Consider the following 15,248-nt stretch of genomic DNA (forward strand, 5'->3'; position numbering starts at 1 on the left):
CGGGATGGAGCGTCCATGGCTTCTCAAAATCTTCTGCTGCTGCCGGGCGACGGCATCGGCCCGGAAATCATGCTGGAAGTGAAAAAGGTCATCGCCTGGTTCAATGAAAAGGGCGGCATGTCCTTTGAAACGGACGAAGGCCTCGTGGGCGGCTCTGCCTATGACGCCCATGGTCAGTCCATTTCCGAAGAAGACATGGCCAAGGCCATGGCGGCCGACGCGGTTATTTTCGGCGCCGTTGGCGGTCCGAAATGGGACGACGTTCCTTATGAAGTCCGCCCCGAAGCCGGTCTTCTGCGCCTGCGCAAGGACATGCAGCTCTTTGCCAACCTGCGTCCGGCCATCTGTTATCCGGCACTGGCCGATGCTTCGTCCCTGAAGAAGGACATCATCGAAGGCCTCGACATCCTGATCGTGCGCGAGCTCACCGGTGGCGTCTATTTCGGCGAGCCGAAGGAAATCATCGACCTGGGCAACGGCCAGAAGCGCGGTGTCGATACGCAGGTTTACGACACTTACGAGATCGAACGTATTTCCGGCGTCGCCTTCGAACTTGCCCGCACCCGCGGCAACAAGGTGACCTCGATGGAAAAGCGCAACGTGATGAAATCCGGCGTGCTCTGGAACGAGGTCGTCACCCAGACCCACAAGAACGGCTACGAAGACGTTCAGCTGGAACACATGCTGGCCGATGCCGGCGGCATGCAGCTTGTGCGCTGGCCGAAGCAGTTCGACGTCATCGTCACGGACAACCTGTTCGGCGACATGCTGTCGGACGTGGCCGCCATGCTGACCGGTTCGCTCGGCATGTTGCCCTCCGCTTCCCTCGGCGCCCCGGACGGTGTGACCGGCAAGCGCAAGGCGCTTTACGAGCCGGTGCACGGCTCGGCGCCTGACATTGCCGGCACAGGGGCCGCCAACCCGATCGCCATGATCGCCAGCTTCGGCATGGCCCTGCGCTATTCCTTCGAGGAAGTCGAAGCCGCCGACAAGCTGGACAAGGCCATTGCCAACGCGCTGGACAAGGGCCTGCGCACCAAGGACATCGCGTCGGAAGGCCAGGCAACCGTAACGACGTCCGAAATGGGCAATGCCATTGTTGCCGAGCTGGACGCTCTCAGCGCTTAAGTCCGGATGCCGGTTTCCGGCCCTACAAGATTGACCTTGTGTGCCTCCCCGTTCGATCGAACAGGGAGGCACACGGCTTTTCGCCGTCATTTTCGGACAGTTCAGTCGATTTCGGTTGAACTGCCCTTGATCCGGCATGTATCCCGTTGGCGGCCTTTCAATCCGGACCCTGTTGACCCCATGACCGAAGACAAACTCGCGCCCTTTCTCGGCACCTGGATCCTAGACACCGAAGACAGCGACTTCGAACAGGGTGAGCCGCCTAAAAGTGCAACTCTGAAGATCGAAGACAATTTCGGCATGGCCATCTTCTCCATGAACCAGGTGGCAGCGGATGGAGAAGTCACCAACGACACCTTCGAGGCCGTGCCTGACGGCCCAGAGGTGAAACTCGGCAAGAGCGGCCTGGTCGACGCCATGCGCCTGGTGTTTCAGGGCGACAGGAACCTGGTATCCGAAGCCCGTCGCGGCGGCCTGACCATCATGAAGGCGGAACGCGAACTCTCCGAAGACGGCCGCACCCTGACAGTGACCCAGACCGTACACTTGGTGGATGTTGCGAGTTTCAAGAACATTTCTGTCTATCGGCGGGCGCAATAACGAGACTTGGACCAACCGAGCGCGGTATCCTTGGTTGAAAACCGGTCCCCTGTTCAGGTACTTGTTTCCACCATCATTGATCCCTCCTTGCTTCGATCATCGCCAACATCTCCGCCGCAGCAGCTGCTCCTGCCTCGTTGCCTAGCACTTTGTATGCGGCGTCTGCCGCCTCCAGAACCTTGCTGGCGTCGTCATAATGGCTACCGAGCACCAGGATCTGCCCCAGCAACAAACCCGTTGCCCCGACGCCATCCGGGATCTTGAGGCTTTTTGCGATCTCGAACGCCTCGGCCAGGGCGTCGTAAATTCCCTGCGCCTCGCCACGCTCAAGAGCTCCAGTCTCTATTTTCAAACTGGCAATCTTGTAGAGCACGACTGACTTTTCGCGCACATCGCCCAGACGCTCATAAACCGGAAGCTGCTCCTCACACCGGATGCGAAGCGCCTCCTCCGTCTCACCACGGCCGGCAAGAGTGTCCGCGATCTTGCCCATCGTAACGGCGCGCGCGCGCGCATCGCCCAGACGATCAAAAACCGGAAGCTGCTCCTCTCGCCGGATGCGAAGCGCTTCATCCGTCTCACCACGGCCGGCAAGAATGTCTGCAATCTGGCCCATCGTGACGGCACGCGAGCGCACATCGCCCAGCCCCTCAAAAACCGGAAGCTGCTCCTCTCGATAGATGCGAAGTGCTTCATCCGTCTCACCACGACCTTTAAGAATGTCCGCGATCTGGCCCATCGTCACGGCACGCGAGCGCACATCGCCCAGACGTTCATAAACCGGAAGTTCCTCCTCACGCCGGATGCGAAGTGCTTCATCCGTCTCACCACGACCTGTAAGAATGTCCGCGATCTGGCCCATCGTCACGGCACGCGAGCGCACATCACCCAGACGCTCATAAACCGGAAGCTCCTCCTCACGCCGGATGCGAAGCGCTTCATCTGTCTCACCACGGGCGGCAAGAATGTCAGCGATCTTGCCCATCGTGACGGCACGCGAGCGCGCATCGCCCAGACGATCAAAAACCGGAAGCTGCTCCTCTCGATAGATGCAAAGCGCTTCATCCGGCTCACCACGGTCTGCAAGAATGTCAGCAATCTGGCCCATCGTAACGGCACGCGAGCGCACATCGCCCAGACGCTCATAAACCGGAAGCTCCACCTCACGCCGGATGCGAAGCGCTTCCTCCGTCTCACCACGGCCTGTAAGAATGTCTGCCACCTCACCTTGGCAAATGGCCGCGCCCCGTTCGACCCCGAGTGCTTCAAACATCGCTTCAGCACGCTTCAAGACGGTAAGCGCATTGTCGCTATCGCCCAGACGCTGTTTTCTCCGTGCCAGCCGCAACAACAGGGAAGCACTCTCGATGGTTTGCTCTTCTTCCTCCAGTAACGCTTCTGCATGCCGCAGAAGCTGGTCGGTGTCGTCTCCCCGGCCTATCAGATCGGCTGTGTCAATCGCATGCATCAACAGCCCGCCTTGAAGCGGAAGGGACTCGTCGGCAAGACGTCTCACGGCTTCGGCCATCACCGCATGGGCTGCCAGATTGGCATGATCTTTGGCCAGCGCGTGCCCGGCCGCTGCGGCAAGGAGACCCAGATTCATGCCGAAACGCCGGCAATCAGCGCAAGACGCAGGGCTTCGACGGAACGGCCATCCTGCGGCCACTTATCCTCTCCTTCGGCCCAATGCGCCTCCAGCGATGGCAAGGCTGCGCGGGCAAAGCTCTCCCGGTCTTCGTCCGACAACGGCTCGGCAATCGGTCTTGCAAAACGGTTGACCAGGAATTCCGGCTCCGTTTCACCGGTTTGAAACGGCGCGTGGGCTTCGAGCAAACCCAGCCCGATCAACCTCTGCTTTGCGGCCACCGCCTCGCCGATGGCAGCCGCTGCGGCAACGGCAGTGAGAGCCGCTTCCGGCACTGGCACGGGAACCGACTGGTAGGCCTGCAACTCCGCTCTTGCTTCAGGCTCCATGGTTTCGGGCCAGTGACCTTCACCAAAAAAGGAGATCGCACTCAGGTAACGGAACTCAGACCGGCTTAGCGCTTCACGGTATTTGGCGAACGTCATTCTGCGGAAAAATTCAAAGGCCTTGTTGCTTTCCTCCGGCACGGCGCCCGGATCCGCCATATGCTGTTCAATCGCCTCCAGCGCCTCTTGAACGGCTTCGAACTCACTGGCAAGCAGCGGAGTGGTCAGGATGTCCTGGAGACCCGGATTGCCATCGGCACTCGCCAGGCATTTTTTCAAAAGCTCAGTGCAGCGTTCATCGGCAATGGCAGCATTCGCCGCATCCCGAACAACGGCATCTTCGCTGCGCAACCGGATCGAAAGCTCCGCCCGCCACTGCTTTTCGCGTTCAAGCGATGTAAACGGTGTCAACTGGATCTTGTTGAGGTTCAGCGCCAGATCTTCTCCAGCCGCGTCGACGGCTGAAAAATCGTAGCGGCTGGTGAAAAGAAGACGGCTGCCTGCGCGGTCTTTGCGAAATGCGCTCAACACGGCCGCAATTGCGTCGCTCCAGCCATAGTCTCTTTTGAGCGGCGTCTTTTTCTGCCCAGGCTCCGGATCTTCCAGTACCTGTTCCAGGTCATCTATGATCAACAGGATCGGTTCGCTGAAAAACTGCCCTTTCAAAAGGCTTTCAAGCGCCCCGGCAAGCGCAGAAGGATTGTCCTGAACCGGCTGCTTCCATGTGTCGAAAAAGCCCGCGCGCTCTTCCGGTTTCAGCGCATCGACCAGCTTTTCCAGAATTGCAGTTGCGTCATAGTCTTGAAATATGACCAGGCTTTTCAAATGCGGCAGTCGGTTGGCAACACGCGCGGCAAGGCTCGACTTGCCGAGATTGCCCATCCCGAAGAGCAGCAAGCCGGGCGTTTCATTGTCGCGCAGCACCTTGATTGCGTCTTGGGTGAAACGGCGCCTGCCAACAAACTCCAAGGGACCGGCAACCTGGACCAGCTTGCGCTGGTCGTCCAGATAGGACTTGTACCCGGCATTCCTGGGCAATTGCCGCCGTGGCCCCTCCCGGGAACACAGCGCACCGCCTCCGCGCCCGCCCAGCCAGAGACGCGCCAGATGCCAGTGCAGACCCGTGCGGCCCCCGCCCTGCGAGGCCGACAGAAGTTTCCGCCGGGCCCGGCAAACCGCCTGCGGGCTTGTCCGGGCTGCAGCAAGTTCACCATAGAATTCTTCGGCAAATGCGATCGCGTCCGGATCGTTGACCGACCCATCCCACCCGAGCACCGCCGGAACACCACGGGCAAGCTGTGCACTGAAGGCTTCGCTCAATTCGCCCGGCGCTTCGGAGGTGCGGCAGGCGGACAGAAACACAAGTTGCGGCGGATCGTTTTCCCAGACTTCCGCCAACCGCTCCGGTGGCACAAACCTCTTCGATCCGTCTTCGGCTTCCAGCAAAAGATTCGGTCCGGGCACCGCACCTTCGGCCGCAAATTTTTGGGCTGTATCCGCATCCAGAACGTCCCCGTGGCAGGAGAAATGCATGGCCTCGAATGTCTCCTGCTGCCGCAGGCGGGCTTCGAGATAGTCAGCGCACCCGCTCTCTTCGACCGCAAGCGAAAGCTCGAGTTTTTCCGTTGCCGACAAGATCGCGGCTTCTTCCAGCTCAAAGTCGAGTTCCGGGCCACCACCACGAGGCGACGCTGCCATGAAGAGCAGCGACAAATCCCGATAGGGTGGCTCAGGTGCCGGCTGCGCAGGTCCGATCCGGCGCCAGATCTCGAAGGGCTGGAAAGCATTCTCCGCGAAATAGCCCTCGTCATTTCCAAGAAGTTCCCACGGAAGAGACAGCAGGAGCCGCTGATCGTCCGTGACAATCGCATCGGCTGCGATCTCGAGCTGACGGGCACCGCCATCCGCCAGCCACTTCTGGGCCCAGCCTCCAGAATTCAGCCAGGCATAGATTTCAAGACCGAGAGGGCGCAGCAGATCATGCGCAGAAGCCGGAACCGCCTTGCGGTACCGCTTCACCCAGCTGCGCCACAGGTCGCGTGTCTCGTCCGTTAGTGGCAGGCTTGCGTCGCCGGTCGGCCCGTGAAGACCAACTCTCGCGCCGATGACAGAGATCCTGGCTGTCACACTTTGCCCTCCCGCTTGGATTCCTCATAATCAGCCAGCGCATCGAGAACATCGTCGACACCAACGTCGCCCAGATCGAGCGGCCGCCCGTCGAGCCTGATCACCAGCGATTTGCCCGCCGCTGATTTCGCCCTTGCCACCTCCAGGGTCGGCTCAATCCGTTCCGACAATGCGATGCGCTTTTGCCCGGATGACAACATGTCCCTGAGCTGTGTCAGCGCCACCAAGGTCCCGGGCAGGGCGAGCACCAGCGCGGCATAGGCCGCAAGCGCCCCGTCCCGCGTTCTTTCGCTGATGTTATCCTCCTGCACCACCGGAGGCTGCCTGCCCAGCAGGGTCAGTAGATCTCTGGCTGCGGCAACAAGTTCCCGGTCCTCAGACGGCGTCACCGTCACGTCGATCGTCATGACTGCCTCTCCTTGATCTGGTCTAGAAAATCCGCAGCGGCTTCTGATCTGGTGTCATCACCAAGCACCTCAAACGCAGCGATGGCCGCCTCCAGCACCTTGATGGCGTCATCATAGTGTCCGCCAAGCACTATGACCTGTCCCAACAGAAAGCCCGTCGAGCCGATACCGTCCGGGATCTTGAGGCTTATTGCGATCTCGAACGCCTCAGCCAGGGCGTCGTAAATTTCCTGCACCTCGCCACGCTCAAGAGCTCCAGTCGCTATTTTCAGACCGGCAAATTTGTAGAGCGCGATAGACTTTTCTCGCGCATCGCCCAGACGCTCTAAGACCGGAAGCTGCTCCTCACGAAGGATGCGGAGCGCTTCATCCGGCTCACCACGTGCGGCAAGAATGTCCGCGATCTTGCCCATCGTGACGGCATGCGAGCGCACATCACCCAGACGCTCATAAACCGGAAGCTGCTCCTCACGAAGGATGCGAAGCGCTTCATCCGGCTCACCACGTGCGGCAAGAATGTCAGCTACCCCACCCCGGCAAATGGCCGCGTCCCGCTCAACCCCTAGCGCTTCAAAAATTGATTCAGCACGCTTCAGAACAGAAAGCGCACTGTCGCCATCGCCGAGGCGCCATTTTCTCCGTCCAAGCCGCAAAAGCAGGGATGCACTTTCGAAGGTTTGCTCCTCGTCCTCCAGAAACGCTTCTGCATGGCGCAGGAGCTGGTCGATGTCCTGTCCCCGGCCTATCAGATTGGCTGTGTCAATCGCACGCACCAACAGTTCACCTTGAAGCGGGAGGGACATATCGGCAAGACGTGTTACGGCTTCCGACATCACCGCATGGGATGCCAGATTGGCATGATCCTCGGACAGCGCTTTCCCGGCCGCCACGGCTAGGAGACCCAGTTTCATTGTAAGCCTATCCGGACAGATGCGATTGGTTTCAAAAATCGGACACTGCCTTCAAACACGGCGGAAAGACCCATGATAACACCCTTGAAAAGCACCTTAATAATCAACACTTGCAAGCATAATAGACGCCCTTTAGACGTGCAAAACAATTCCTACTTTGATCACCCAGCAGCTTCATGAATGAAGACGCCCCCTGACAGCCACCCAGACTGTTCACTTGGTGGATGAGTCAAGTTTCAGGAACATCTCGGCCTATCGATGCGCACAATGGCCAATGACAATAAAGACAGTATTCTTTTTAAATTTTTCTCCAATTTTTGGCGACCAAAATTTCTGCATTTCACATATTTTACTTTAAATTGACGCAAGGGTTGAAAATCAAATCTCAATTTGTCCTTTTTCAATTCAGGAAAACTGCATAATTTTTAGTCATTGCAACTCCTGATTTAAACATGCATTAACTTCATTCATGAACCCTAGATTGAAATCTGGAGGGTTCCATGTGGAATAGTCTATCCATTCGTTACAAGATTCCGGTTGCCATTTTGGGTGTTGCGCTGAGTGTCGGTGCCGGGGTCGGTCTGAGCAGCTATTTTACCGCAGCCAAGGAAATCCGGCAGCTGACGGAAACCCGCCTGCAGGCCATCGCGCAGAGCCGGGTCACCGAATTGTCGGACTATCTCGCGGCCATCGAGGCCGATCTGCTGCTTGTCAGCGAACTGCCATTCACCTTGCAGGCCACCCAGGCGTTTTCCGAGGCCTTCGAGGCCATCGAAGGCGACCGGACGGCAAGGTTGAAAACCGCCTATATCACGAACAATCCCAACCCGCTGGGACAGAAACACCGTCTTGACGCCGCAGACACCGGCACGGGATATGATGCGGTTCACGCCCGCTTTCATCCCTGGTTCCGGGCGTTTCTGACCGAGCGCGGGTATTACGACATCTTCCTGTTCAATCTCAAAGGCGATCTCGTCTACACAGTGTTCAAGGAAGAGGATTTCGCCACGAATTTCAGCGGAAACGGCCCCTGGACCGACACGGATCTGGGCAATGCGTTCCGCGCTGCTGCCAAGGGTGGCCCGCACAACAATCATTTCTTCGATTTCGAGGCCTATGCACCCAGCCATGGTGCTCCGGCAAGTTTCATTGCCAAACGCATCGAACAGGACGGGACACCGCTCGGTGTGCTTGTTTTCCAGATGCCGATCGACCGGATCAACACGATCATGAGCCGGTCGGCAGGTCTTGGAACGACCGGAGAAACCATCATTGTCGGCAACGACAAACTGCTGCGCAACGATTCCAGGTTTTCCGAGGTCAACGACATCCTCGCCACACGGGTTGAACACCCGGCGACCGAAACCGTTCTCGGCGGTTCGCCCGCCCTGTTTACCGGCTCCAGCCATCGCGACAGCAGCTTCACCCAGGCCGGCATACCGCTCGATTTCCTCGGGACCTCCTGGGCTGTCTTTGCCATGCAGTCGGAATCGGAGGCCATGGCGCCCCTGACAAGCCTGAAGGTCTGGATGATCGGCACCGGCCTTGCCTTGTTCATCTTTGCCATGGCCGGCGGATACGGACTTGCCCTGACGATCACGCGCCCGCTCGGCCAGCTCATACGCAACATCCGGGACCTGATCGATGACCGTCTGGACACGCAGATTGACGGCACGGACCGGGCGGACGAGATTGGCGACATGAAACGTGCCATGGCCGTCTTTCGTGACAATGCCCTTGAAGTCAAAGCCCATCAGGAAGAAGCGGTGGCCCGGCGCGCCGAAGAAGACGACAGGCGCCGCCAAACCGATCAGCTCGTTGAAACCTTCAAGACACGGATTTCAACCATCCAGGAACAGCTGACCTCTCTCAGCACGGTCATGAATACAACGTCGCAGACCCTGGTCGAGACCGCCGGCACTGCGTCTCAAGATGCAGAAAACGCCCTGTCGGCTTCGCGCCAGTCCGATGAAAGTGTTCAGGCCTCCGCCGTCGCAGCGGAGGAGTTGCGGATCTCCATTGAAGAAATCAATCAGCACACAGATCGGGCGCTGTCGACCACGCTGGAAGCGGCTGATGCGGCCCAGGCAACTGACCGGGACGTCACCGCACTTGCAGGGTCGGCGGAAAAGATCGGCGCGGTCATCTCCATGATCCGGGACATTGCCGAGCAGACCAATCTGCTGGCCTTGAATGCGACCATTGAGGCAGCGCGCGCCGGTGAAGCCGGCAAGGGGTTCGCCGTGGTGGCCTCCGAGGTCAAGGAACTGTCGACACAAACGGCAAAGGCGACCGACGAGATTTCCGCCCAGGTCGCTGCCGTTCAGACCTCGACCCATCGAGCTGTTGAAGCAATCCGCGCCATCGGAACCCGCATGGACAGCGTCCAGGAAATGACCACGGCCATTGCCTCGGCGGTCGAGGAACAGGGTGCGGCAACCGGCGAGATCAGCAAGGCCATGTCCATGGCTGCCGACGGCAGCACCCAGGCGGCTGGCAATGTCGCCGGACTGCAGGGCTCGATCGACCAGACACGCAGCAGTTCCGACGACATCGACCAACTGTCCCGGGATCTCTCCGATGTCAGCGCGACGCTCAGCCAGGCGGTCGATGACTTCCTGTCGGCGCAGATCTGGCAACAGCAGGGAGAGGGGTCTGTTTCCGAAGCGGCCTAACCGGAAACGCCCTGGACAACATCGCCGCGCGACAGAGGCCGCGCGGCCGTCTATAAGCAGCCAAAACGGTTGCAGGACACCTCATGAAACAGCTCATCAGCGCCCTCACGCTTGTGGTACCCGACTACGACGCGGGCATTGCCTTTTATGTCGAAAAGCTCGGTTTTGACTTGATCGAGGATACGGCCCTTTCTGCAACAAAGCGCTGGGTCCTTGTTGCCCCGAAAGGCAGTTCGGAAACCCGGCTGCTTCTGGCACAGGCAGAAGGCGACACCCAGCAGGCAAGCATCGGCCATCAGGCCGGCGGGCGCGTCTTCCTGTTTCTGTCGACGGACGATTTCGACCGGGACCACGAGGCGATGCTGGCAAAGGGCGTTATGTTTCTCGAGGAACCGCGCACGGAAGCCTATGGCAAGGTCGCCGTCTTTCAGGACCCGTTCGGCAACAAGTGGGATCTGATCCAGCACTTTTGAGACGGACCGGTCTTCTGTCGCCTGGTCCGAAGGGGCTCACGCACACGCCAAACCGTCCGTCGCACCCGGTTGCCTTGTCCCCGCTCACCATCCTCACCACATTTTCAGCCTCATCCTGAGGAGGGTCGCCAGGCCCGTCTCGAAGGATCCACCGTTTACACCTGCGCAGGTGGCCTGTCCTTCGAGACAGCGCTGCCGCGCTTCCTCAGGATGAGGTTTGCGCAGGTGGTGAAGCCACGGAAGAAGCAGGCGGCAAACGGCCTAGATTATTTGCAGGGTCAACAGGGCGACGACGACATATCGCGCCATCTTGGCAATCGCGACGAGCAGCGTGAAACTCCAGAGCGGCTCCCTCAGAACCCCGGCCGCAAGCGTCAGCGGATCGCCGATCACAGGCGCCCAGCTCATGAGCAGGCTCCAGCGACCGTAACGGTGATACCAGGCGGTTGCCCTGTCCAGTTTCTCAGGTGTTACCGGAAACCAGCGCGCGTCCGAAAAGGACGCTGCACCGCGCCCAAGGCCCCAGTTCACCAGGGAGCCGAGCGTATTGCCGAGACTGGCAACGGCCACAAGCAGGAGGACCGGATCCGTTCCAGCCACGATCATCGCGGACAGCCCCAGCTCCGATCCTGCCGGGAACAAGGTTGCCGCGAGAAAGGAAAGTCCGAAAAGCCCGGCCAGGCTGCCTGTCATGAAACCGCCTTCAACTGGTTGGCAGCGCATCAGACGACGGCACCGCACTCATGGGCCTGCTCTTAGTTTCATTCGTTTCTTATGGGAAGCGGTCAAATGCATGGGCGGTTCATGTTGCGTCACACAATCGCAGTTTAACTTGATTAGCGTTAAGGCTACTGTTTCAACCTGAGATGAGTGCAGCGCCCGGTTCTGAAGGGGCTGACCAGCCGGACTTCAGGGATGGATTGTCATGACCCGAAAATCCGTACAGGTTGATATCGCCTTGCAAGGTGGCGGATCCCACGGCGCTTTCACCTGGGGCGTGCTCGACCGGCTGCTGGAAGAGGACTGGCTGGAGATCGAGGGCATCTCCGGCACCAGTGCCGGCGCCATGAACGCCGTTGCATTGACGCAAGGCCTGTGTGAAGGCGGCCCGGACCGGGCAAGGGAGCTCTTGTCAGACTACTGGCACGCCGTCAGCGATTCGTCCCGGTACAGCCCCATCCGCCGCAGTCTGATGGACAAGCTTCTCGGCCGCTGGACCCTGGATTATTCCCCGTCCTATTTTGCATCGCAGATCTTTGGCCGCGTCCTGTCGCCCTATCAGTTCAATCCGATGGACATCAATCCGCTGCGCGAGATCGTCTCCGACTGCTTCGACTTCGACATCATCAACCAGTCGGGTGCTGCCCGGCTCTTTCTCGGCGCCACCAATGTGCGGACCGGACGGCCGAAGATCTTCCGGCAACCGGACATCACCTGCGATGCCGTCATGGCGTCAGCCTGCCTGCCGACCCTGTTCAAGGCCGTCGAAATCGACGGCGAGGCCTATTGGGACGGTGGCTATATGGGCAACCCGCCCCTGTTTCCCCTGATCGACGAGACCGATGCCCGCGACATCATCCTGGTGCAGATCAATCCGTTTGAAAGGCCCGGCGTGCCGACAACGCCGGCAGAAATCGAGAACCGGCTCAACGAAATCACCTTCAACGGCAGTTTGATCAAGGAACTCCGCTCGGTCGGCTTTCTTTGGGAGGTGATCCACCACGAAGATCTCGACCGGGCCGCCTATCGCGACGCGCATCTGCACATGATCGGGTCAGAAAGCGAACTCGCCCAGTATGGCGCCTCCAGCAAGCTGAATGCCGAACGCCCCTTCCTTGAGAAGCTGCATGCACTCGGTCGGCAGACAGCAGACAACTGGCTGTCGGAAAACGGCGACAAGATCGGCAGGGAATCAAGCTGGCGTCCCAAAGATCTGTTCGAAGAAAGCCTTCAACCTGCCCATCTCGAACCGGGCACCGACAGGAATGTCAAAACGTCATGATCGATTTGCTCGGTATCTTGCTGCCCCTCGGGCTTTTGATGTTCTTCGCCTTCCGGGGCATCACACTTTTGCTGCTGGCCCCGGTCATGGCCGTCCTTGCGGTTCTCCTGTCCGGAGGGCTGTCTCCCCTGGCCGCCTTCACCCAGGTCTTCATGATCAACACGGCGGATTTCATCCTCGCCTTCTTCCCGCTGTTTTTCCTGGGCGCCATCTTTGGCAAGCTGATGGACGACAGCGGTGCGGCTGAAGCCATCGCCCGCTGGGTCATCGGCAAGCTCGGCACCAGCAATGCCATCCTGGCCGTCGTCATCTGTTGTGCCGTCCTGACCTATGGCGGCGTATCCCTCTTCGTGGTGGCTTTTGCCATCTTCCCGATCGCAGCAGCGCTGTTCCGGGATGCAGGTGTTCCGAAGCGCTTTATTCCAGGCGCGATCGCGCTCGGCGCCTTTACCTTCACCATGTCTGCGTTGCCGGGGACACCTGCCATCCAGAACGCAATCCCGATGCCCTATTTCGGCACAACAGCCTTTGCAGCCCCCGGCCTCGGCATCATCGCTGCCCTGATCATGTTTGGCCTGGGCATGGTCTGGCTCAACCGGCGGGCCACTTCCGCCATGGCCACCGGAGAAGGCTATGGCCAGCATGATGATGCCATGCCGGAACCGGACACCGTCATGCGGGCCCAGGCCCAGAACGAGGGGTTCGATGTCATCGAGATCGAGCCGAGCGAGCAGGTTCGGACCCTGCCGTCCTTCTGGCTGGCAATCACCCCCATCGTGATCGTGGTGGCCGTGAATTTCCTGTTTGTGGAATTTGTCGTTCCCCGCCTGGAAACGGCCTATCTGGCGGAACCGCTCTTCGGCTCCACCTCCATTGAAGCCGTGCGCGGTGTCTGGGCGATTGTTGTTGCCCTGACCGCATCAATCCTGTTTCTCATCATCAGCAATTATCGGCGCTTTCCGGATATCCGAGAGACCCTCAACAAGGGCGCGGATGCCGCCGTTCTGCCGATCTTCAACACGGCCAGCCTTGTCGGCTTCGGCGGGGTTATTGCGGCGCTGCCTGCCTTCACCCAGGTCACGGACGGCCTGCTCGCTGTCAGCGACGGCAATCCGCTGGTGTCCGTTGCCCTGTCGGTGACAACACTCTCCGCGCTGACCGGATCTGCCTCGGGCGGTATGAGCATAGCGCTCGATGCGCTCGGCAGTACCTTCGTCGCCCTTGCCAATTCAACCGGAACTTCGCTGGAAGCGATGCACCGGGTCACGTCGGTCGCTTCCGGTGCGCTCGACGCCCTGCCCCACAATGGTGCGGTGATCACGGTGCTCGGCATTGCCCAGCTCACCCATAAGGACAGTTACTTCGATATCTTCGTCACTGCCGTTGTTGTGCCGTTCATCGCGCTGGTGGCGATCATTGTACTGGCCAGCCTGTTTGGCGGTTTCTGACAAGACGACCAGGCCAGGTGGCGGATTAGCCCTTGATCACCGGGCCTGATTCTTTTGCAGACCGGCAACCGCCCGCCGCATGAACGCCAGGAACTGGTCTCGTTCCGCATCAGAAAAGCCTTCGAGCGCCTCCGCATTGGTTGCCAGCGCCGCGTCCTTGGCCGGCGCTTCGAGCAACCGCGCCCGATCCGTCAGAAAGATCTCCTGCACCCGGCCATCCTCTTCCGACGCTTGGCGGTGGATCAGCCCGTCGCGCTCCATGCGCGCCAGCGTATTCGCGAGCGTTGCCTGCTCGATATCAAGCAGCTGAACAAGCTCCTTCTGTGTCCGGCCTTCCTTTTCCCAAAGCGCCAGCAAGGCCGCAAACTGACCCGGCGCCAGTCCGAGCGGCTTGATCCGGCGGTGCAGGCCCGCAGCAAACAGGCGGGCCATGTGATTGGCGAGATAACCGGCAGAGGCATTTTTTTCGAAGCTCATGCCTTGCATATATACTAGATAGCACACTATATAAATTAATATAGCTTGCTATATAAAGGAGATTGAGATGCCCATAATGATCAAACGCAGAATTCTGAACCTGCTTGCCGCCCTGACCATTCTGACAACCGCGACCGGAACCACAACCATGGCCGAGGACACAAAAACCCATCAGCCCGTCACCCTGATCAACGCCTTCGAGGTCTCGCAAGACCAGATCGAAGAGACGATCCGGTTCTGGGAACTGGCTCGTGACTTCTTGAAAGACCAGCCGGGTTACATCTCCACGCGTCTGCACCGCTCACTGTCACCGGACGCGAAGTTCCAACTGGTAAATGTGGCGCAATGGCAAAGCCCGCAGGACTTTCAGGCTGCAATCGGCGAAATGCGCAAGAGCGATCTGGGCAGCGACATGCGCGGAGCGGTTTTTCACGCTGCTCTTTACCAGGTGATCAGAACGGATGAAGGCCCGGAGTGATGGCTTCCTCGTCTTTCGCATTCACCCGGGTCCTGCACTGGATCATCGCTGTCACGGCAATCGGCGCCCTGGCTTCGGGTTATGGCCTGACACAGTCGGACGCCTTCGCCTTGTCGCTGCTCCGGCTCCATATAGCCCTTGGGATGACAGCCGGTCTCCTGACAGCCTTGCGTGTCGTCACTTGGTTGAAAGACGGCCCGCCACCTCCGGTCTTTTCGATCCGATCACGTGTGCAGGTTCGGATCTCAAGGTGGGTACATGGCTTACTGCGCCTGGCACCTCTGGTTCTGCTGGCAAGCGGTATCGGCATGGTCGCTCTGTCGGGCAGCATGCCCGCCATTGTCGAAGGCACTCTGCCTGGCCTGTCCGATTTTGAACCATTGCCTCCACGACGCCTGCATCACGCGGCCGCTCTGGGACTGGCGCTTCTGGTGGGCCTGCACGCCCTGGCGGCAGGGTGGCACACACTGCACCAGGCCCGACCCCGGACGAACTAGCGCTGGCGAGGTCAAATAAGGCCCGACAGCCATGGGCTGCCGGGCCTTCGG

14 protein-coding genes are annotated in these 15,248 nt (G+C 59.6%); 8 read left to right on the forward strand and 6 right to left on the reverse strand.

Annotated elements, in window-relative coordinates:
- Window positions 1-15: 15 nt before the first annotated feature.
- Window positions 16-1,128 carry a 3-isopropylmalate dehydrogenase gene (leuB, locus tag ACO6TG_RS12880; protein WP_422378532.1) on the forward strand — a complete coding sequence of 371 codons (1,113 nt, stop codon included), beginning with the start codon at window positions 16-18 and terminating at the stop codon, window positions 1,126-1,128.
- Window positions 1,129-1,308: 180 nt separating this feature from the next.
- Window positions 1,309-1,728: a hypothetical protein gene (locus tag ACO6TG_RS12885; protein WP_422378533.1), complete on the forward strand. Its 420-nt coding sequence runs from the start codon at window positions 1,309-1,311 to the stop codon at window positions 1,726-1,728.
- Between the two features lie 73 nt (window positions 1,729-1,801).
- Here the strand turns inward: ACO6TG_RS12885 and ACO6TG_RS12890 are convergent, their stop codons facing one another.
- Genes ACO6TG_RS12890 through ACO6TG_RS12905 form a run of 4 tightly spaced genes read right to left on the reverse strand, consistent with a single transcriptional unit; the run spans window position 1,802 to window position 7,147 of the window.
- Window positions 1,802-3,334 (reverse strand): hypothetical protein, encoded by a 1,533-nt coding sequence (locus tag ACO6TG_RS12890; protein ID WP_422378534.1) that lies wholly within the window; start codon window positions 3,332-3,334, stop codon window positions 1,802-1,804.
- Window positions 3,331-5,829 (reverse strand): CHAT domain-containing protein, encoded by a 2,499-nt coding sequence (locus ACO6TG_RS12895; RefSeq protein ID WP_422378535.1) that lies wholly within the window; start codon window positions 5,827-5,829, stop codon window positions 3,331-3,333. The genes ACO6TG_RS12890 and ACO6TG_RS12895 overlap by 4 nt, the downstream gene beginning before the upstream one ends.
- Entirely contained in the window at window positions 5,826-6,236 is a 411-nt protein-coding gene (locus ACO6TG_RS12900) for a hypothetical protein (protein WP_422378536.1), read from the reverse strand. Before ACO6TG_RS12900 ends, ACO6TG_RS12895 begins: the two co-directional genes overlap by 4 nt.
- Window positions 6,233-7,147, reverse strand: a complete 915-nt coding sequence (locus ACO6TG_RS12905) for a hypothetical protein (RefSeq protein WP_422378537.1) — start codon at window positions 7,145-7,147, stop codon at window positions 6,233-6,235. Before ACO6TG_RS12905 ends, ACO6TG_RS12900 begins: the two co-directional genes overlap by 4 nt.
- Window positions 7,148-7,647: 500 nt before the next feature.
- Between ACO6TG_RS12905 and ACO6TG_RS12910 the strand changes: the two genes are divergently transcribed.
- Window positions 7,648-9,822 (forward strand): methyl-accepting chemotaxis protein, encoded by a 2,175-nt coding sequence (locus ACO6TG_RS12910; protein WP_422378538.1) that lies wholly within the window; start codon window positions 7,648-7,650, stop codon window positions 9,820-9,822.
- An 83-nt stretch (window positions 9,823-9,905) separates the two neighbouring features.
- Entirely contained in the window at window positions 9,906-10,295 is a 390-nt protein-coding gene (locus ACO6TG_RS12915; RefSeq protein ID WP_422378539.1) for a VOC family protein, read from the forward strand.
- A gap of 261 nt (window positions 10,296-10,556) precedes the next feature.
- Here the strand turns inward: ACO6TG_RS12915 and ACO6TG_RS12920 are convergent, their stop codons facing one another.
- Window positions 10,557-10,988: a YqaA family protein gene (locus ACO6TG_RS12920; RefSeq protein WP_422378540.1), complete on the reverse strand. Its 432-nt coding sequence runs from the start codon at window positions 10,986-10,988 to the stop codon at window positions 10,557-10,559.
- Window positions 10,989-11,220: 232 nt separating this feature from the next.
- Between ACO6TG_RS12920 and ACO6TG_RS12925 the strand changes: the two genes are divergently transcribed.
- Both ACO6TG_RS12925 and ACO6TG_RS12930 read left to right on the forward strand, forming a co-directional pair.
- Entirely contained in the window at window positions 11,221-12,297 is a 1,077-nt protein-coding gene (locus ACO6TG_RS12925; protein ID WP_422378541.1) for a patatin-like phospholipase family protein, read from the forward strand.
- A complete protein-coding gene (locus tag ACO6TG_RS12930) occupies window positions 12,294-13,745 on the forward strand; it encodes a GntP family permease (RefSeq protein ID WP_422378542.1) in 1,452 nt (483 codons plus the stop codon). Before ACO6TG_RS12925 ends, ACO6TG_RS12930 begins: the two co-directional genes overlap by 4 nt.
- A gap of 36 nt (window positions 13,746-13,781) precedes the next feature.
- Here ACO6TG_RS12930 and ACO6TG_RS12935 read toward each other — a convergent pair whose 3' ends face one another.
- A complete protein-coding gene (locus tag ACO6TG_RS12935; RefSeq protein WP_422378543.1) occupies window positions 13,782-14,222 on the reverse strand; it encodes a MarR family winged helix-turn-helix transcriptional regulator in 441 nt (146 codons plus the stop codon).
- Window positions 14,223-14,289: 67 nt separating this feature from the next.
- Between ACO6TG_RS12935 and ACO6TG_RS12940 the strand changes: the two genes are divergently transcribed.
- Together ACO6TG_RS12940 and ACO6TG_RS12945 are read left to right on the forward strand one after the other, a co-directional pair.
- Window positions 14,290-14,700: an antibiotic biosynthesis monooxygenase family protein gene (locus ACO6TG_RS12940; protein WP_422378544.1), complete on the forward strand. Its 411-nt coding sequence runs from the start codon at window positions 14,290-14,292 to the stop codon at window positions 14,698-14,700.
- Window positions 14,700-15,197 carry a cytochrome b gene (locus tag ACO6TG_RS12945; RefSeq protein WP_422378545.1) on the forward strand — a complete coding sequence of 166 codons (498 nt, stop codon included), beginning with the start codon at window positions 14,700-14,702 and terminating at the stop codon, window positions 15,195-15,197. The genes ACO6TG_RS12940 and ACO6TG_RS12945 overlap by 1 nt, the downstream gene beginning before the upstream one ends.
- Window positions 15,198-15,248: the final 51 nt, after the last annotated feature.

The organism is Roseibium sp. (genome assembly GCF_965233565.1).
GTDB lineage: Bacteria > Pseudomonadota > Alphaproteobacteria > Rhizobiales > Stappiaceae > Roseibium.